General features: G+C 33.8%; 18 protein-coding genes and 2 pseudogenes. 7 read left to right on the forward strand and 13 right to left on the reverse strand.

Features of this window, described 5'->3' with window-relative positions; genetic code table 11:
- Window positions 1-13 precede the first annotated feature (13 nt).
- From COE49_RS20975 to COE49_RS20995, 4 genes are all read right to left on the reverse strand, one after another.
- On the reverse strand, window positions 14-1,036 hold the full coding sequence (locus tag COE49_RS20975) for a FecCD family ABC transporter permease (protein WP_088230039.1): 1,023 nt from the start codon (window positions 1,034-1,036) through the stop codon (window positions 14-16).
- Window positions 1,029-2,036: a FecCD family ABC transporter permease gene (locus tag COE49_RS20980; protein WP_088230040.1), complete on the reverse strand. Its 1,008-nt coding sequence runs from the start codon at window positions 2,034-2,036 to the stop codon at window positions 1,029-1,031. The genes COE49_RS20975 and COE49_RS20980 overlap by 8 nt, the downstream gene beginning before the upstream one ends.
- Before the next feature lie 27 nt (window positions 2,037-2,063).
- Window positions 2,064-3,029 carry an iron-hydroxamate ABC transporter substrate-binding protein gene (locus COE49_RS20985; RefSeq protein WP_098253052.1) on the reverse strand — a complete coding sequence of 322 codons (966 nt, stop codon included), beginning with the start codon at window positions 3,027-3,029 and terminating at the stop codon, window positions 2,064-2,066.
- Between the two features lie 298 nt (window positions 3,030-3,327).
- A complete protein-coding gene (locus COE49_RS20995; protein ID WP_088230042.1) occupies window positions 3,328-4,086 on the reverse strand; it encodes an exodeoxyribonuclease III in 759 nt (252 codons plus the stop codon).
- A gap of 154 nt (window positions 4,087-4,240) precedes the next feature.
- On the opposite strand from COE49_RS20995, the gene COE49_RS21000 reads away from it, so the two are divergent.
- From COE49_RS21000 to COE49_RS21010, 3 genes are read left to right on the forward strand one after another with little or no spacing between them, the layout of a single operon-like run.
- A complete protein-coding gene (locus tag COE49_RS21000) occupies window positions 4,241-4,837 on the forward strand; it encodes a bifunctional transcriptional activator/DNA repair enzyme AdaA (protein ID WP_088230043.1) in 597 nt (198 codons plus the stop codon).
- Window positions 4,818-5,348, forward strand: coding sequence for a methylated-DNA--[protein]-cysteine S-methyltransferase (locus COE49_RS21005; RefSeq protein ID WP_088230044.1), 531 nt, complete (start codon window positions 4,818-4,820; stop codon window positions 5,346-5,348). The genes COE49_RS21000 and COE49_RS21005 overlap by 20 nt, the downstream gene beginning before the upstream one ends.
- Complete coding sequence (locus tag COE49_RS21010) at window positions 5,345-6,256, forward strand: DNA-3-methyladenine glycosylase 2 (RefSeq protein WP_098253053.1); 912 nt, start codon at window positions 5,345-5,347, stop codon at window positions 6,254-6,256. Before COE49_RS21005 ends, COE49_RS21010 begins: the two co-directional genes overlap by 4 nt.
- Before the next feature lie 34 nt (window positions 6,257-6,290).
- Here COE49_RS21010 and pepT read toward each other — a convergent pair whose 3' ends face one another.
- From pepT to COE49_RS21030, 4 genes and pseudogenes are all read right to left on the reverse strand, one after another.
- Window positions 6,291-7,523, reverse strand: coding sequence for a peptidase T (gene pepT, locus COE49_RS21015; protein WP_088230046.1), 1,233 nt, complete (start codon window positions 7,521-7,523; stop codon window positions 6,291-6,293).
- 129 nt (window positions 7,524-7,652) lie between these two features.
- Window positions 7,653-8,069, reverse strand: a pseudogene (locus COE49_RS21020) (histidine phosphatase family protein); the annotation flags it as partial.
- 30 nt (window positions 8,070-8,099) lie between these two features.
- Window positions 8,100-8,915 (reverse strand): alpha/beta fold hydrolase, encoded by an 816-nt coding sequence (locus COE49_RS21025; RefSeq protein WP_098253054.1) that lies wholly within the window; start codon window positions 8,913-8,915, stop codon window positions 8,100-8,102.
- A gap of 202 nt (window positions 8,916-9,117) precedes the next feature.
- Entirely contained in the window at window positions 9,118-9,501 is a 384-nt protein-coding gene (locus COE49_RS21030) for a VOC family protein (RefSeq protein ID WP_088230048.1), read from the reverse strand.
- A 430-nt stretch (window positions 9,502-9,931) separates the two neighbouring features.
- Between COE49_RS21030 and COE49_RS21035 the strand changes: the two genes are divergently transcribed.
- The 3 genes from COE49_RS21035 (at window position 9,932) to COE49_RS28140 (ending at window position 14,347) form a co-directional block, all read left to right on the forward strand.
- Window positions 9,932-12,655, forward strand: a complete 2,724-nt coding sequence (locus COE49_RS21035; RefSeq protein ID WP_098946059.1) for a bifunctional diguanylate cyclase/phosphodiesterase — start codon at window positions 9,932-9,934, stop codon at window positions 12,653-12,655.
- A 149-nt stretch (window positions 12,656-12,804) separates the two neighbouring features.
- Window positions 12,805-13,971, forward strand: coding sequence for a DUF2515 domain-containing protein (locus COE49_RS21040; RefSeq protein ID WP_088230050.1), 1,167 nt, complete (start codon window positions 12,805-12,807; stop codon window positions 13,969-13,971).
- Window positions 13,946-14,347 carry a CBO0543 family protein gene (locus tag COE49_RS28140; RefSeq protein ID WP_098253056.1) on the forward strand — a complete coding sequence of 134 codons (402 nt, stop codon included), beginning with the start codon at window positions 13,946-13,948 and terminating at the stop codon, window positions 14,345-14,347. Before COE49_RS21040 ends, COE49_RS28140 begins: the two co-directional genes overlap by 26 nt.
- A gap of 22 nt (window positions 14,348-14,369) precedes the next feature.
- On the opposite strand, the gene COE49_RS21050 is transcribed toward COE49_RS28140, so the two are convergent.
- The 5 genes from COE49_RS21050 to COE49_RS21070 all read right to left on the reverse strand — a co-directional run bounded on the left by COE49_RS21050 (window position 14,370) and on the right by COE49_RS21070 (window position 17,666).
- Window positions 14,370-14,795, reverse strand: a complete 426-nt coding sequence (locus tag COE49_RS21050; RefSeq protein WP_276307235.1) for a YfmQ family protein — start codon at window positions 14,793-14,795, stop codon at window positions 14,370-14,372.
- A 20-nt stretch (window positions 14,796-14,815) separates the two neighbouring features.
- A complete protein-coding gene (locus COE49_RS21055; RefSeq protein ID WP_098253058.1) occupies window positions 14,816-15,487 on the reverse strand; it encodes an LrgB family protein in 672 nt (223 codons plus the stop codon).
- 23 nt (window positions 15,488-15,510) lie between these two features.
- Window positions 15,511-15,867: a CidA/LrgA family holin-like protein gene (locus COE49_RS21060; protein ID WP_088230054.1), complete on the reverse strand. Its 357-nt coding sequence runs from the start codon at window positions 15,865-15,867 to the stop codon at window positions 15,511-15,513.
- A gap of 33 nt (window positions 15,868-15,900) precedes the next feature.
- Window positions 15,901-17,334 (reverse strand): MocR-like pyridoxine biosynthesis transcription factor PdxR, encoded by a 1,434-nt coding sequence (pdxR, locus tag COE49_RS21065; RefSeq protein WP_098253059.1) that lies wholly within the window; start codon window positions 17,332-17,334, stop codon window positions 15,901-15,903.
- A 140-nt stretch (window positions 17,335-17,474) separates the two neighbouring features.
- The gene (locus COE49_RS21070) at window positions 17,475-17,666 is read right to left on the reverse strand and encodes a hypothetical protein (protein WP_088230056.1); all 192 of its coding nucleotides are present in this window, start codon (window positions 17,664-17,666) and stop codon (window positions 17,475-17,477) included.
- Window positions 17,667-18,004: 338 nt separating this feature from the next.
- Here COE49_RS21070 and COE49_RS21075 point away from each other — a divergent pair.
- A pseudogene (locus tag COE49_RS21075) lies at window positions 18,005-19,336 on the forward strand (NAD(P)-binding protein); the annotation flags it as partial.
- Window positions 19,337-19,469: the final 133 nt, after the last annotated feature.

Consider the following 19,469-nt stretch of genomic DNA (forward strand, 5'->3'; position numbering starts at 1 on the left):
TCTATTCCTCCTCTTACGCTTTCGCCTTATAAAGTAAATATAAGAAATACGGTACACCGACAATAGAAATAACGATTCCAACTGGTAACTCTACAGGTGTGAAAACTGTTTTTGCAATAAAGTCTGAGGTAATCACAAGAAACATTCCTATTACTCCGCAAGTAGGAATGATATGCTTATGCTGAATACCGACAAGTCTTTTCGCTATGTGCGGCGCCATTAATCCGATAAAACCAATACTTCCTGAAACAGCCACGCACGCACTTACAAGTCCGATACTACTTAATAGTAAAATAGATTTCTCTCTTTCTACCGAAACACCTAAACTTGTAATACTTGTTTCTTCCAATTGAAATAAATCTAATAAATAAGCTTTCTTTTGTATAAGAGGAATTAATATAATCAGCCACGGTAACATTGCCACAATATACTTCCAGTTCGCGCTATATATACTTCCAGATACCCAAACTGCAGCCATTTCAAAATCAGTTGACTTCATTTTGAGTGATAAGTACATAGAAAAGGCCCCAAATCCTGATCCAATTGCAATCCCTGTTAATAAAAGTCGCTGCGAATCTAACTTACCGTTTTTCCAAGAAAACAGATAAATGATGATAGCCGCTCCTAGTCCACCGACTAAACCAAACATCGGCATCATCATTATAGAAACCCAATCTGTGCTCTTTAATTGCCCTTGAAAGAAAAACATAAAAATTACAATTGCTGTTCCTGCCCCTGCATTTACTCCTAAAATACCTGGGTCCGCCAATCCATTTCTCGTAATTCCTTGAATTACAGCACCCGCAACGCCGAGACCTAATCCTACTAATCCAGCAATTACAATGCGCGGAAGACGAAATTCAAATATAACTAAATCATGATCTGGTACTGGATCAATTCTAAAGAGTGTTTTAAATACATCTGTAATCGTAATATCAAACGTACCATTCGTTAAACTAATATAAATAGCACATAGTATTAGAAATATAATAATCCCCATCGTCATTCCAAAACGTTGACTTGAACTTTTAAGCATGTCTCTCTCCTCCTCTTGTACGGATTAAATAAAGGAAGAAAGGAATTCCAATTAAAGATGTAACGACCCCAATTGGCGTTTCAAATGGATAATTTACAAACCTACTTAAAACATCACATAGTGCTAAAAAAACTCCACCAATAACACCTGCACATGGCAAGATCCACTTATAATCTACCCCAATTAAAAAGCGAGTAATGTGTGGAATAATTAAACCTACAAAACCTACTTTACCTACTAAAGCAACTGCTGTTCCTGTCAAAAAAATAACTGATAAAATTGCCATCGCTTTAACTAGTTTTGTACGCTGTCCTAGATTAATAGAAACTTCTTCTCCTAAGGAAAGAATTGTAATCGATTTTGATATGAACAGTGCTAAAATTATCCCAATTATCCCAAAGGGTATCGTGATTTTAATGATATTAGGATCCACTTGATCTAACTTTGCATTAAACCAAAAACTAACATTTTGAGAGATTTGGAAATACGAAGCCATCGCTGCCGATACACTACTTAAAAATGTTCCAATAACTGTTCCTATAATCGCTAACCTAACTGGGGATAAGCCATTTTGAAGGAGTGAACCAAAACCAAACACGATACTGGCTCCTAGCGCAGAACCAATCATTGAACATAAAACCATACCGATCGATGACATTCCCGGAAGAAAAATCATGCAAAGTGTAATAACAAAAGCTGCCCCATCCGTCACACCCATAATAGAAGGGGATGCAAGATAGTTTCTTGTCATCCCCTGCATAAGTGCTCCTGATATGGCTAGAAATGCTCCGACTAAAAGAGCTGCAACCACCCTTGGTAAACGTGAAGTAATAATAATATTATGATTTACATCGCTTGAATCAAAATGAAATAATGCATTCCACACTGTTTCAGCATCAATGTTTTTCGCACCATATAAAACAGAAAGTATGACTGTAAATAAAATCAATATGGGTGCTATACATAAAATGGTTACTGGCACTGCATTTGTTTTCTGCATATCATTCAACGCACCTTACTTATCGTATTATTTAGATAAATTTTTCACTGCTTCTTTTAAGAATGCTGTTTTACTCCAAGCTGTACCACCTTGCGCCATTGGATCTACAACGTTTACAAATACTTTCTTTTCCTTCGCAGCATTCATACTTTGCCAAATTGGATTGCTTTTAATTTCTTCTAGTGCTTTCGGGTTTTTATTTTCACTTGCCTCATATTGTAAGAAAATATAATCCGGGTTAAGTTCAGCAAGTTTTTCAAATGAAATTTTCTCTTGTGCTTTTACAGTTTTCAATTGTTCTGGAGCTGTTAATCCAAGATCTTTATAAATGACAGGGTTAAAGTATACTCCTTCTGGATATAGGAATAATTCGTTTGCTCTTAGTCTAATTACAAGAACCTTTTTGTCTTTTAACTTATCTCCTAGTTTTGCTTTTGCTTTCTCAGCGTCCGTATTGTAATCTTTAATAATTTTTTCTGCTTTATCTTTTTTATCAGTTAGTTCTCCCATCAATTTCAAGTTATCTTCCCAATTTGTTGAAACGTGTGATACAGGGAATGTTGGTGCTATTTTCGTAAACTTTTCAGCTGTTTCTGCTGGGAACTTCGTACTCGATGTAATAACATCTGGTTTTAATTGAAGTAATGTTTCGAAATTTGGTTGCATTTTTTCACCTACAGATTTTGCACCCTCTAACTCTTTTTCAAGATACTTTGGTAATTTACCGCCTACAGTAATTGCACCAACTGGTTTAATTCCAAGTACTGCCGCATCTTCCATTGACTCTAAACTAGCTGTCGCAATTTTATCTACTTTTGTTGGCACTGTATATTCTTTACCTAAATATGTAATTTTTCGTTTTTCATCTTTTTTCGTTTCCGCAGCTTTTGTCTGTTGCTTTTGCTCCCCTGAAGTCTTATCCGCACTATTACATGCTGCTAAACCTACACTTAAAACAGTAACCATCCCTAATGTAAATAATTTCTTGTTCATCTTTATATTTCTCCTCTCGAATTGTTTAGAATTATATTCACAACAAAAATTAACTATGTGAAACTTATTCTATATATATTTCATTAGATTAATAATTCTATCCAAAACGCATGCTCGTTCACTTCCCCTAAACTATAATTCTTTTATGACTCCATCAATTAATAATCATTCTCATTGATAATGATTATCGTTATTAAGTATATAGTTAATGTCAGATTATTTCAAGAATGATCTGAAAAACTTTAACAAACTGACTAAAAAAAGAAGTATCCCCTATACTCAGGAAGATACTTCTTTTTTATAAATTTATATGTAATTCAACTGGGCAATGGTCTGATCCCATTACTTCACTGTTAATTTTTGCATCCTTTATTTGGCCTTTCACTCTTTCAGAAACAACGAAATAATCTAAACGCCATCCAATATTTTTCGCTCTCGCTCCCATACGATACGACCACCACGAATATGCACCTTCCTGATAAGGATATAGATAACGATACGTATCTATAAATCCTTCTTCTAAAATACATGTAAACTTCTCTCGTTCCTCATCAGAGAATCCAGGGTTTTTACGATTACTTTTTGGATTTTTTAAATCGATTTCTTTATGAGCAACGTTTAAATCTCCGCAAAAAACAACTGGTTTCTTCTCATCTAATCGTTTAATATACGCTCTGAAATCATCTTCCCATTTCATTCTGTAATCTAATCGTTCTAATCCACGTTTTGAATTTGGTGTATATAACGTTATCATGTAAAAATCTTCGAACTCTAAAGTAACAACTCGTCCTTCTTGATCATGCTCTTCAATTCCTAAACCGTATGTAACAGAAAGCGGTTCTTTTTTCGAAAAAATAGCCGTCCCTGAATATCCTTTTTTTACAGCATAATTCCAGTATGTATAATATCCCTCTAGATTTAAATCAATTTGCCCATCTTGTAATTTAATTTCTTGTAAACAAAATATATCCGCATCGGATTCTTCAAGATATTCTAAAAACCCACCTTTTGCGATAACTGCACGTAAACCATTTACATTCCATGAAATTAACTTCACATTTCGTCCTCCTCTTGCTGTTCATTTTCAAAGTTCATGCTATCACAAAATAGAAAAACAATCATATTTTCATCTTTGTAATCTTGCTCTTACATTTGTGAATACGTACATATGCACATGATTCAGGTTATACTAATTTCAGAGGTGATGTTCTTTGCACAATGAAGGAGTTACGTTAACAAATGAGCATTGGCAAGCCATTATTCATAATGATTCTTCTTATGATACAAAATTCTTTTATGCTGTGAAATCGACTGGGATCTTTTGCCGCCCATCGTGCAAATCGAGAATACCGAATAAAAACAACGTACGAATTTTTCTAGATGCAGAGCAAGCATTGCATGAAAACTTTCGTCCGTGCAAACGTTGTAAACCAAATGGGATTACTTTACCTAACGAAGAGTGGGTAGAACAAATTAAAGACTATATTGAAAAGCATTATGACGAAGAATTAACTCTCGACATACTCGCAGAAATGTGCCATGGTAGCCTATTTCATTTACAACGTACTTTCAAAAGACTGCTAGGAATAAGTCCAATAGAATATATACAGCAATTCAGGATTGTTAAAGCTGCAGAATATCTTTCACATACAAATCAATCTATTAAAGAAATTAGTACTGCTGTCGGGATAGAAAACCCAGAGTATTTCGCAACTTTATTTAAAAAGAAAACCGGCTTTACTCCGACTGAATATCGAAAAAAGAATGAAATGAAAGAGGGATACAATAATGAATTCCTACAAAAATAAATCTATATATTGGACGCTCCTTACACATGGAAATTGGCGCTTTCATATTGCCGCAACTGAAAATGGACTATGTTTCATTGGATCACAAGACGAAAACTTCGAAGAACTAACTATATGGGCTAGAAAAAAACTGCCGCAATATAAATTGACCCGCAATCCAGATTACTTGTACACATATACGAAAGAAGTTATCGAGTATTTAGAAAACAAGCGGGAAACTTTTACATTCCCTATCGATGCTTACGGTACCGCCTTTCAATTATCTATTTGGAATACGGTACGTGAAATTCCTTATGGGAAGACATATTCTTATTCAGAAATTGCAGAAAGAATACAAAAACCTAAGGCTGTGCGTGCCGTTGCTTCTGCTATCGCTGCCAACCCTCTTCTCATTACAATTCCTTGCCATCGTGTTATTGGAAAGAATGGGAAACTAACCGGCTTTAGAGGTGGATTAGAAATGAAGAAAGAATTGCTTATATTAGAAAAGTCGCAGGTAGAATGCATATGACAGCAGAATATACTAGCGCATTAACTTTAATAGTTCCAACAGAATTTAGTTTCAAAGAAAACTTACGCTATCTATCCCGTTCTAACAATGAATGTATGTTTCACATTGAAGATAACAAAATTTATAAAGTTATCCCTATTCAACATATAAACCCTTTGGTTGAAATTAGTATGAACACTGATGGCAATTTGGAAATACGTTTTGTAGGAGAATCATATATCTCTGAGAAATGGATATGCGATGCTGTAGCTAACTATGTAACAGAGTGGTTGGATTTAACTACTGATTTAGCTCCCTTTTATAAATTAGCTAAACTGGATCCGCTCCTTCAAGGTCCTATTCAAAAGTTTTATGGTCTTCGAACTTTAGGTATTCCAGATTTATTTGAAGCACTTTCCTGGGGAATTATCGGTCAGCAAATTAATCTCACATATGCCTATACGCTAAAAAGAAGATTAGTTGAGACATTTGGAAGTTATGTAGAATGGAACGATAGAAAACATTGGATATTCCCCTCACCTGAAATAATTGCAAATTTACATGTAGAGGATCTTAAAGACTTAAAAATGACGACGAGAAAATGTGAATATTTAATCGGTATTGCCAAGCTTATTACAGACGGAAAACTATCAAAAGAAGTGTTATTACAAACAAAAGATGTAAAGCTTGCTGAAAAACAATTAACTGCTATCCATGGTATAGGACCGTGGACTGCCAACTATGTTTTAATGCGCTGTTTACGATTTCCTTCCGCTTTTCCAATTGATGATGTTGGTTTGCACAATGCAATTAAATGTATAACAGATTCCGAAAGTAAACCGACTAAACATGAAATAAAAGATTTTGCAGCAAATTGGATCAATTGGGAGTCTTACGCCACTTTTTATTTATGGCGAGTACTATACTAAAAAACCAAGTAGCACATCACTACTTGGTTCTTTTTTAAGCTTGCTCTTCAAATCTTCTTGCAATTTCTACAATAACTTGAACAGCTTTTTCCATCGTATCTACCGAAACATACTCAAATTTTCCGTGATAGTTTTCACCACCAGTGAAAATGTTCGGCGTCGGTAATCCCATATATGATAACTGTGATCCATCTGTTCCACCGCGAATTGGATGGATATTCGGTTCGATATTTAAACTTTTCATTGCCTCATATGCAATATCAACAATTTCCCTCACTGGTTCAATCTTTTCAAGCATGTTATAGTATTGATCATTCATTTCTAAAACGACTGCATCTTGTCCATATTTCTCTTGCATTTGCTTCACAATATTTTCAACGTTATGTTTACGCTCTTCAAAATTTTCACGATCAAAATCTCGAATAATATAATACGCTTTACTTTGCTCAACATCACCATTTAAAGAAAGTAAATGATAAAATCCTTCATATCCTTCTGTATATTCCGGTGCCTCTTCTACTGGTAAATGCCCGTTAAACTCCATAGCCAGTTTAGTTGCGTTACGCATTTTATTTTTCGCTGTTCCAGGATGTGTATTTGTTCCGTTAAATGTTAACTTAGCACCTGCAGCATTAAAGCTTTCATATTCCAAACCACCTAATGGGCCTCCATCCATCGTATAAGCAAATGATGCACCAAACGCTTCTACATCAAAATGCGATGGTCCACGGCCGATTTCTTCATCTGGCGTAAATGCCACTCTAATTTTCCCATGCTTAATTTGCGGATTATGTATTAAATAATTCATTGCAACCATAATTTCTGTAAGACCAGCTTTATCATCTGCTCCTAGCAGTGTTGTACCATCAGTTGTAATAATCGTATGCCCTTTATAAGATGGTAATTCTGGAAACTGTTCCGGCGTTAACACAACATTTAGCTCTTCATTTAACGTAATCGCATTACCATCAAAGTTTTCATGAATTTGTGGCTTTACGTTTTTCCCCGTAAAGTCTGTTGCTGTATCTAAGTGTGCTAAAAAGCCAATTACAGGAACATCCTTATCCGTATTAGCAGGAAGTGTTGCCATTACATATCCATTCTCATCCATCGTCACTTCTGTTAACCCAATTTCTTTTAGCTCTTCCACTAATAACTTACCAAATTCGATTTGTCCAGGTGTTGTTGGTACTGTATGACTTTCTTCATTTGATTGTGTATCAATTTTTACATATCTCGTAAATCTTTCAATAAGTTCTTGTTTCAAATTCGTTCACTCCTTTTATATTTCTTTCTTCATTATAATCCTTAAGACAAAATTTTTTAACTTTTTTGACTGTGAAAGTATATATTCCATTTACATTTTTAAAGATTTAAAACAAATCAACAGGAGTCATAATATTTGTACATTTTGAAAATCCATTAATATTTCCTTTAACACTTTCACTACCCTTCTCTGACAATCCTTATATGACTCCCCTTCCGTTAGTGCAAAATCCGGATTAGAAAACATCTTCTTTACAAGTGGATACACCTCTTTATCTGATATAATCTGATCCTCACTTAAAAACATACACTCTTTGAGATTTTCATATATTAATATTTCTTTTTCATAGAAATCCGCTGTTTTTTCTATCGTTAACACAGCCCTGTTATACGGACTTGAAATGAAAGTATCAATTTCCTCTGTTTTTAATATGTCCGTTACTCTATGAGCGTCTAAACTTCCCTTTTCAGTTAATCCACGTGTTCTTTCATTCCCTTCTAATTTTGGCGATTCACCATGCCTAACCATATAGATATATGTATTCATACTTCCTCCTTGAAATTGTTCATTCGTCTTTTATAAACTTTGCTGATTTGTTCGTCTAATCCATTCTCCTACTAAGCTCTCGAATAATTCAGGCTGTTCAATTTGTAAATTATGCCCTGCCATATCCAAAACTGATAATGTTGCTCTTGGATAATCTTCAATAATTTCTATAATATCTTGATACCCTACCGATATATCTTGTCTTCCGGCTAATAAAAGAACAGGTTTCTCATATTTTTTATGATGAAAATCCATAGTAAGAGAGTAATTATTTTGCAACCTTTCAATAAATTCATAATTAGCAATATCTAGTCCTGGCTTAATTTCTTCATTAAATCGCTTATATGTATATTCATTTGCTACCACCGCTAACTCACAAAAACCCTCTCTTTCCGTAGAAGTGAGCTTATTTAAAAATTCATCATCTTGTAAAATTACCTGTTTATCTGGAAGAGTCCTTTTTTCTGGATCCGCTACAACAACAGGACATACTAATAGTAATCCGTTAACTCTTTCAAACAGCTTTGTGAGTATTCCTCTAGCTAAATAGCCTCCGTATGACTCTCCTACCAATAAAAATTCTTCAGTAGAAATGATTTTCTCAATAAATGTGATAAGCACTTCTACTATACGATCTGAACTATTTATCCCATCTGGAGCATTCGATTTTCCCATTCCAGGTAAATCAATATATATTCGCTTATACCCTTCATATTTCTGAAATACTCCTTCCATACATTTCATCATTAACCTATGATCAGGAGCGCAGCCATGTATGATAATGACTGGTTTTCCTTCTCCAACGATTTCATAGTATATTTCTGCATCTTCAATTCGAAATAACATAAAAAGCCCTCCCTATTTATACATTCCTTTTGAATGGCAACACTATCAAACTTATAAGAATACACGTTCTCAATTTACATCCCTCTACAATTGATTGTCAAATTAAAATTTTCAGACTACAAATGAATTAACTTCCTTCTATTTTTATTTCCTAGAAGGAAGCTAATTTATTTTTACCCTATCATAATTTGAAACCTTGTTCTTATATTTTCATCAATACAATTCTCCAACCATCTGGATCTTCTATCGTTATCCCTTTTTCTTTCCAATATGGATTCTCTGGTTCTACTTCATCGTATCCCATTGCATGCAGCCTTTTGCTCACTTTTTTCATTTCACTATCTTCTTGCATATAAAATACTAATAAATTATCTTTCGTTGGTGCTGGACAGGGACTTCCATTTTCATGTCTTGTAAACTCCAGATGATATTCTTCATCAGGTAGACCAAGCATAACTCCATCATAGCCTTCATGATCATAGAACTCACCTATACGTTTTAATCCTAACCCTTTTTCATAAAAAGATGTAACCTCTTCAAACTTATCTGTTGGACGTGCTATTCGAAACTTCACCCAGTTTTTCATGTTCTTCCTCCCATACTAAAAATTTCATACATGATTACGTATTATTGTATATACGTAAAACATTTTTGAAATCCCTCATTAGTATGAGGATAGATACATACAAACGTCTTACTTAAAGCAACCTATAACGACCAAAAACTCATCTAGAAAGAAAGTTCTCATCATTTTATATGCAACCTTACATATTTACTTACAAATCACTAAAAAAACTTTAAAATTCAAAGGATGACTAAATATACAATTCCCATCTAAAATTTTAATACAGTACAAGCTATCAAGTGTAATACTTTTTCAATTTTAAGAAGTATTACACTCTTTAATTCTTTCCTTATAAACATGATTTTTATAAGGAAATCTGATACAATCCTTAAGTAATATTATTACGTTTAGATATTACGAATATAGTACATACTTAAAGAAGGTGATTTAATTGAAGCCAAATAAAAATTTGCAAATATGTATATTAATCACAACATTAATAGGCTATTCCATCTATTCAATGTTTTTCTTTCTTTTCCCTACTCATTTTTCAAATTTCAGCGTACGCTTCGCTTCACTCATCATTGAAGCCATAACATTTGTATCACTCATTTACTCTATATATTCAAAAAAAGTCCGTTCAAATCCGTTTTGGATATGTATCACCATTGCCATTGGAAATTTTCTATTAGGAAAAGTTGTATATACATATCAAAATACCTTTTTTGAACCTACAATACATCGTTTTACTATTTCTGATGTGTTTTACATGTTTTTTCTACTTTTCTTCCTTATCGCTTTCTGCTATAAAATCTTAAAAGAGTGCAATAAATGGGGAAAATTGTTCTTTATTTGTGATATATGCATCGTACTTACTTCTATATTCACATTAGAATGGTATTTATTTAATGAGCCAGATTTAAATATATTCTCTCTTTCACTGGGAGAAATTTTCCTTTCATTTCTATATCCAATTGCAGATTTATTATTTCTTCTACTAGGTGTTAGTATCTTTTTCCGCCCAACAATTTTTAATTCCAAGCGGAAAATGTATATTTTTATTTTTGTATTAATAAGTTCTGCAACTTTTAATTATATTTATTTTTACTTAAACAGCCATTTATCACCGGAGACGATCACATTATTACGTCTTTTATATAGAATACCTATATTACTTATTGCGATAGCTGGTTCTATTCCAAAATCTCAAAATAGCGCTACAAGCTATTTTATTATAAATCCTATTCTAGGTGAAAAAGTTTTAGTCGTATTTCCCTATCTTGCTGTTGCAATCTTAATCGGATTTACACTCAAAGAGCAAACATCATCATCAACCCTTATTACAGGAAATTGTATTACTTTTGTATTCGTATTGATTCGTCATTCCATTGTACATATGCAAAATAAAAAATTAACACAACGCTTACAACTATTTAATACTCAATTAGAAGAAAAAGTTACTTTACGGACTACTGATTTAGTCAAAAAATCAATAGCTTTATCTCAAAAGCAGCAAACATTCAAATCGTTATATGAATATCATCCAGATCCTATTTTTACGATTGATTTAAACGGGACGTTCTTAAATGTAAATAAAGCAGGAAACATTCTACTTGGAGCCGCCTCTAGTGAATTACTTGGTGAGACTTGTCTTTCTGTTATTTTAGACGAAGATAAGCATAAACTTATGTCTGCATTAGAAAAAGCAAAAAAACAAAAATCTACTTCTTTACAACTACGCTCTCAATATAAGAACGGCTTTACTTATTTTTTATACGTTACTATCGTTCCTATTATGGTAGATGAACAAATTTCAGGAAGCTACATTTTGGTGAAAGATATTACCGCCTTTAAAAAACAGCAAGAAGAAATAAAATATTTAGCATTCCATGATACTGTAACAAAAATTGGGAATCGGGCCTTTTTCCAAAAAAAATTGAGAACAGTTATAAGAAATGCACAAGCAAAACAAAGTGAATTTGCACTGTTATATTTAGATTTAGACCGCTTTAAAGTTATTAACGATACACTTGGACACTCTACAGGTGATTACATATTAGAAGAAGTAGCAAAACGTTTTCAATCATGCCTTTCATCACATACTTATGTTTCAAGAATTGGTGGGGATGAGTTTACAATCTTAATTGAAAACTATACTGACCAAGATTCCTTATTATCGTTATGTAACCAATTATTTAAAAGCATGAAAAAACCGTTTGTCATACACGAACATAAGCTGACTTTATCTCTTAGCATCGGGATTGCTATTTATCCACATTATGGAATCGATATCACTACACTATTGAAAAACGCGAATGTTGCAATGTATGACGCAAAGGAAAAAGAGCTTAACTCTGTCTCTATTTATGATGATATAATTGCTAGAAAGATTGAGAGACGATTACGATTAGAGAAAGATTTACCGAACGCAATTCAAAATGAAGAATTGTTCCTTTTATATCAACCTCAAGTTGATAGCAATTGTAATAAAATTGTTGGAGCTGAAGCTTTAATTCGCTGGAATCATCCAGATCTAGGGATCATTTCTCCAAATGAATTTATATCAATCGCTGAGGAAACAATGCAAATCATTTCAATTGGAAAATGGACTTTACAACAAGCATGTCAGCAAATGAAACGTTGGCACACACTAGGATACTCTCATTTAAAAATAGGCGTCAATTTATCGGCTAAAGAATTTGAGCAAGAAGATTTTATACAATCCGTTTCCTCTACTTTAGCAACGACTGGCTTACCAGCAAGTTCTCTTGACCTAGAATTAACGGAACGCATTGCAATGATGGATGAGAAAGAAACATTATTAAAGCTGCGAACACTCAAGGGTTTAGGGATTCACATATCAATCGATGACTTCGGTACAGGCTATTCTTCATTAGCATACTTACCCTTATATCCAATCGATACTTTAAAAATCCCGAGAGAATTTATTACAATGTCCGAAACGTGTGAAGATGGAAAGGAAATCATTAAAACAATCATCACATTAGCACATACATTAGAGATGTCTATTATTGCTGAAGGTGTCGAAACGAAAGAACACGTGAATTTCCTTCAAAAAAATAAATGTCAGTTTATTCAAGGTTACTATTACAGTAAACCTATCCATGCCGATTCATTTTCTACTCTGCTGGAAAAGGGTACTCATTCTTTATAGGTTTATGTAATAATTTTAAAAAAGGAAAGAAGAATCATTCTCCTCTTTCCTTTTTCTATATGTTGCAACTTTTCATTTCCTTCACATATCATTTATTTAAGTAGTTACTAATACATTTATGATAACAGACTTGAATAGGGGGGATTTATATGCACCACGACAATCCACATAATAAACGTTACAAAAATACCCCTCTTTCCCTCTTCTCTATAAAAAATGAGCTAAAACAAAAATGTACCACTACAAATAGCCCCCTTTACACTCTTTCGAAAGAGGAAGAAATATTAATACATACAATTAAAGAACAAACAAAATTATTAAATCAAAATAATGTAACAAGGACTCGTGCTTACTTTCAGTTTCACAAAAAGTATCCTGAAATACAGTGGGCACTGCTCGGACATATGGTGTCACGTAACGGTGGTTGGAACATGACTGATTTAAAAGGAGATTTATATACAAAGTTATTATCTGAAAAAGATCAATTTACTTTCTTTTCTTTTTTAGAGCGCGGAAATTGGCTTATTTTTCAAGATGTATATCCACAATTTTTACTATATGAACAAAGTGTAAAAAAATCTACAAACCTTTTCCATCTTCTCTCTCACCTCCATGTTTCCACCTTTATGGAAACGATATGGAATTCCTTTTGGAAAACTGGCGACAAAAAAACATTAGCAATCGCAACTATTATTAATGAGCAAAATTACTTAGAAAAAAGAGTCATTCAAAATGAACACTTCAAAAAAAATGTTCTGAACAGTATTGGATTTAAACTATTTGATTTCTTTCAGTTCAATCATATCCTCTTCCCTTTTTACGAAAGTAAAATGAATGCGAAAACATTACTCATTGGTGATACAATGAAGCACTTCACTTCACTACATGAACGAATTTTACTTGGAAAAAGATTATACACATTGTTATTTCATAATGAACATATTTTATCTCAAGTTAAACATTGGGCAGACAATACCCCTCATACAGGCTCAAGAAAAGATTACTGGCCACATTTATTTTCAAGTGTAAACGAATCTTTTTCAAGAGAGTTTTATAAACGAAGAATAAAAAATTGCCAATTAAGAAATGATTCCTATCGTATATATAGTCCTGCACTTATGTACGCATGGAAAAATGTAAAAAACGAAGAAACAAAACATGAAGATTGGTTTAATGACTGGCAAGTGATACATTATTTAACTGATAAGGAGGAACATATACTTGGGCAAATTACAGAAGACTACTGCAAAACACTCGAAAAAATTGAATTGGCAATTCTCGCAAAGAAAAATGTCCTCCTTAGAGAAGAAGAATGATTTTCTAGCATTAGCAGTTACAATCTTTCTCTCTACTGTTATCGGAACGTGCTTAGATGCTTTCTTTGTCACGAAACAAATATATTCCTTTCCAGTTAGACCGTTCCCATCCATATTCTCAATTAACATAGGCTTCACGTTGCTTGTACTACCAATTTTAACAGCCACTTTCATACAAATTTCAAAAACATTATCTGCAATTTCTAGAACTCTATTGATTATCTCAATAGGTATTTGTGCTAGTATGTTTGAACAAGTCGCTGAGAAACTAGGCTTATTTATTCATAGTTCAGATTGGTATCATACTTATTCTTTGTTTGGGTATATGATTTTCCTTTCTTTCATCTGGATAGTATACAAATGGATACAAAAATAAAGAGACCATTATTGGTCTCTCCTTAAGCATAATCTTCAGTTATTGCTAATGGTGCCACAGTTTGAAGACTTTTAGAACGTAAACGATAGGCAACAACGTTCTTCTTGTATTGTTTTATTACATCAACATGTTCCTCATAGCTATATATTGATAATGTAATTGTTCTTTTCCCTTTCTTCGTTTCAATGATTATCGGTATCCCCTCACCGCGTGGTGGAAAATAATGTTTATCTAAAAATAAAGCCTCGTTAAATTCGTGAATAACTTGCGTTTTCTTTTCCCCTTCTATATTCTTTCCATCTAGCGATACAGTCGTATGTTCTTCATCAAGTTTTTGATGTAATTCAAATCTACTAATAATAGATTCTACAACAGAAGTCGGCATACTAGAAACTAGTACTTTAAGAGCGCCAAAAATAAATAATGTAACTATAAACCATGTTGTCACTTTTATCATCTCCATACATTTTAAAATACAAATTTCATTCCATAAGGTATTAATATACTAATAAGTATTCCTGTTACAATCATCGTTACTGAACCAATAGTGGCTTCTTTCTCGCCTTCTTTCACTAGACGACTCACACCGATAATATGTGATGCACAGCCCATTCCAACACCTTTTCCAATTGTACTTGTTATACCGCAAAGCTTAAGTACTGTCGGTCCAATAATAGCACCAGTTATTCCTGCAACAACTACAAAACTAGCAGTCATAGATGGAATACCACCAATTTGATCCGCTAATGAAATGGCAATTGGCATTGTTGCTAATTGCAGGAGAGTTGTTAGTATAAGTTCCTTATCTATATTTAAAATTCTGCCGAGTGCTACATTCATAATCGTTAAAGCTACTATACCTATCAATACACCGATTAGTATCGATAAAAAGTTTTTCATCAGTATTTTGCGCTCTTTAAATAAAGGTATCGCTAACGCTACGATTGCAGGGCTCAATAAGCTTGAAAGAATGTCTCCCCCATTTACCCTATACTCATGATGAGAAATACCAAAAATCAAAAATAAACAAATCATAATTGCAGTAACTGTTAACACCGGTAACGTAAATGGAAGTGTAAATTTTTTATATAACTTTGTCGCCAATAAATAAATTACTACAGTAATCATAATTAAGAACATTTGAATCGTGCACCTTGTCGATTTTATTTTTTCGATGTTACTACTAATTGACTTATATACCCTGAAACAATCAAAGTTACTACCGTACTTGCAACTACTAAAAGGAATATCATACTTCCCTTACTTAAAAGGAAAGACCCGTATTCCATCAGCCCTGTTGTCGAAGGGATTAAAAATAACGGTAAAAATACGATTAGCTTCTCCGCACCCATCTCAAACCATTTTAATGGTAAAATCCGAGTAGAAAGGAGCAAGAACAGTATTAACATCCCTATTAAACTTCCTGGCATTGATAGATGGAGTATTCCCTGAATCCACGTACCAACTAAGCTAAATACATATAGCACGCCTACTTGAAGTAAAAGCGTCACGTACTTCATTTCTTTCCCTCATTTCACTATCACACATCCATATTATGAAGTCTCATTTAACGTGTCAGCAAACCGGGTAATTCCAAGCTTGATTTGTTCTATATTCGCTCTCCCAAACGTAAATCGTATATATTCATTTTTAGAGCCTAAAACACTGCCCGGAACAAATGCAACACCATTTCGTATAGATTCACCTAATAAGTGGTATTCATCAAACGTTCCTTGCACCTTGCACCATACATGTATTCCACCCTCTGGAACGAAACATTCAACTCGGTCTCCCAATGTGCCTTCAAGCTCTGCAATTAATACATCTCTTCTTTGCTTCAATTGTCCACGAAGCATCGTAATATGCGCATGGAAATCTTCTGATTCTAAAAATTGATTTGCTACCCACTGCGTAAATACGCTATGGCCAAAATCAACTTGCTGCTTTGCATCTGCTAAACGCTCTATTACCCGCGTAGGGCCAATTACCCAGCCGATACGTAATCCTGATGCAACAATTTTTGATAGTGAACTTATATAAAGAACATTTCCATTTTGGTCCATCGATTTTAATGTCGGATTCACTTCTCCATTAAAAGACGTTAAACTATACGGATCATCTTCTACAATTGGTATACCATATTCAGAAGATAATTCTAAAATCCTTTTACGCCTTGCTAATGAAAGCACTGTTCCAGTCGGATTTTGATAATCTGGATTTAAAAACACCATGCGTATGCGATGTTTTTTATGCAAGTCAATTAAGTCATCTGGATTCATTCCGTGCTGATCAACAGGTAAATGGAATATTTTTAAGCCGGCAGATTTAAACATTGGAAGTGAAAAACAATAGGATGGATCCTCGATTGCAATTGCATCTCCAGGCTTTAACAAGCACTGCACGATTAGATTAAGTGCCTGTTGTGCTCCTGATGTAATAAGGATAGAGCTTGACTCCGCTTCAATTTGTTTATATTGCTTAACATGTGCTGCGATTGTTTTTCTCAACATTTCATTTCCAAGCGGATGGTCATAACCGAGATTTTCCATAAATGTTTTCTCTGACATAATCGTTCGAAACCTATCACTTGGAATTAATTCAGGTGACAATTCACCACTCGCTAAATTAATTAAGTCATCTTTTTGCGTTTCTATTCGAATTTGTTGAACGAGTGGGACATTAGGTAAGAACGATCCATCCTCAACGTACCTACCCCAGTTCGGTATTCGTTTATGTGAAACACCCCATATATCTGTGTTCACTCTTGTCCCGCTTCCTTTTTGCCGTTCTACTACTCCAAGTGATTTTAATTCTTCATACGCAGCTACTATTGTACTCCGGTTTACTTGTAATTCCTTTGCTAATACGCGCTCAGAAGGTAACTTACTATCAGAAGGAAATTCACCCGAAGAAATACCTCTTTCAATATAATCAGCGATTTGCTTATATAATGGCGTCTTATCTGCACGATTTGGTTTCCATTCCACCCTGTCCCCTCCTCTCAAAACGAATGATTCTTCCTTCGCTTATAACAGTATTTACTGTAATAATAGGATTAATCAGTCACATTTTCTTATCCTTAAATGGATATATCCAAAACGGTTCTCTTTCTAACCACTGAATACTATCAAATCACTACCGCATACCATGTTACCCCCACCAGTAGAACAAAAAGAAGGAGAATATAAATAGCGGATAAATTTTTCACATTCTTTTTTGTAGACTTACCATAATTCTCCTCCACATTTCGCGCAACTAGTACGGTCCCAAATAGCGATACAATTACAATAATAACCACTAGTGAAATTGCAAAACTCATTGTCTTTTCACCTCTCTAAGGCCAGTCTATTTTCATAAAGAGCTTCCTTTTTAAAATTTCGATAAAATACTACCTTTCTTCTCTTATCATAATTGATGTTTGTCAAAAACGGACCAACCACTTTTGTGTTTTTTTGCTCATCCACTTTATGCATGCAACTAAACCTTCGCTCATTATGTGAGTCAGTAATTCCTTAAAGACTACTCCCTTGAATATTACGTACTTTACGAAAACAAACCCATTTTCCCTCTCTATCAATATAGCTAGTTCCTCCCTTTCATAATTTGTTATACACTAAGAAAATAACAAACAAACTATTCGTTAGCAGGTGAAAGAATATGTATGATGTTACAATTATCGGTGCTGGAGTAAGTAGCATTTTTATGGCTTATTCACTAGCTAAAAGTAACAAAAAGGTTTTAATTCTTGATAAAGGTAAACCGCTAGAACATCGGAATTGTCCTTTAGACCAAGGACAAACATGTAACTGTTACACATGTGATAAATATTTCGGCTTTGGTGGTTTAGGAAAATCTGAGGGGAAATTTAATTATACAAATGGATTTGGAGGTGAACTTGAACAAAAAGTCGGTAAAGAACGTTTTATGCAACTCATGACTGAAGTAGATGAAATTCTATGTCAGTTTGGCGGAGGTTCTGTTTCAAAATATTCTACAGAAAATCTGAATCTCACTAAGAGAGCTGAAGCGTGTGGTTTACAAATGCTATCGACGGAAGTAAGGCATCTTGGCACCGCACTTTCTAGTAACATTTTTCAGCAGCTTTATGAATTTTTACTTACGAAAATAAATATCAAATTTCAAATAGATGTACAACACATTATGAAACAGAACGATCATTTTAAAATAGAAACAAACCAAGGAAGCATACATTCTAAGCAACTAGTATTTGCAACCGGGCGCTCTGGGGCAGATTGGTTAAAAGAAATGTGCACTTCTCTACATATTTCTCAAGAGCAAACACGTGTAGATTTAGGTATTAGAGTAGAAATGAAAGAACATCAATTACGTTCGATATTAAAAGATACTTTTGAAACGAAACTTTCTTATCAAGGCGAAAATTTTACAGCAACTACTTACTGTATGAATCCAAAAGGACGAATTATTCGAAAGTACGAAGAAGGTTTAGTTATGCCTGACGGTCAAAATTTTCGAGAGCGAGCAACTGACACTTCCAACTTAAATTTCACTTTATTTATACCATGCTATTTTCCAACTCTCAAAGAAGCAAATGTATACGCAAGCTCAATTATTAAAGGCATTAACCAAGGACGCGATCGAATTGTTTTACAGCGCTTAGAGGACTTAATTAAGAAACAACCTACAGCGGAAAACAGTATGAAGCATAATCGTATACAACCTACACTGTACGGAGATTATGGAGATTTGAATAAAGAAATCCCTCCATTATATATTGAAGGCCTCAAACAATTTTTATTACGTTTAGAACAATTTATACAAGAACCTATCGATCAAGATACTTTGTTATATGGAATTGATGGCAAGTTCTATGCCCCTACGATAAAAATCAATAACCATTTTGAAACAAGTATAAGTGGGCTATTTTTAGTTGGAGATTGTTCTGGCGTCACTCATTCCTTATCTCAAGCAGCGGCAAGTGGCCTGTATGTTGGAAAATACTTATCTGACAAAATTATTGAAGTCGATTTATTACGTTTCTCAGAAATTAATAAAATTAAGACCAGAGAAGTACAAACTAAAATTAAAGAAACTGAAAAATAATTTATATAAAAAACATGACATATTATATTAATGTAAACAA

It is taken from the genome of Bacillus sp. AFS029637 (assembly GCF_002584985.1).
Taxonomy (GTDB): domain Bacteria; phylum Bacillota; class Bacilli; order Bacillales; family Bacillaceae_G; genus Bacillus_A.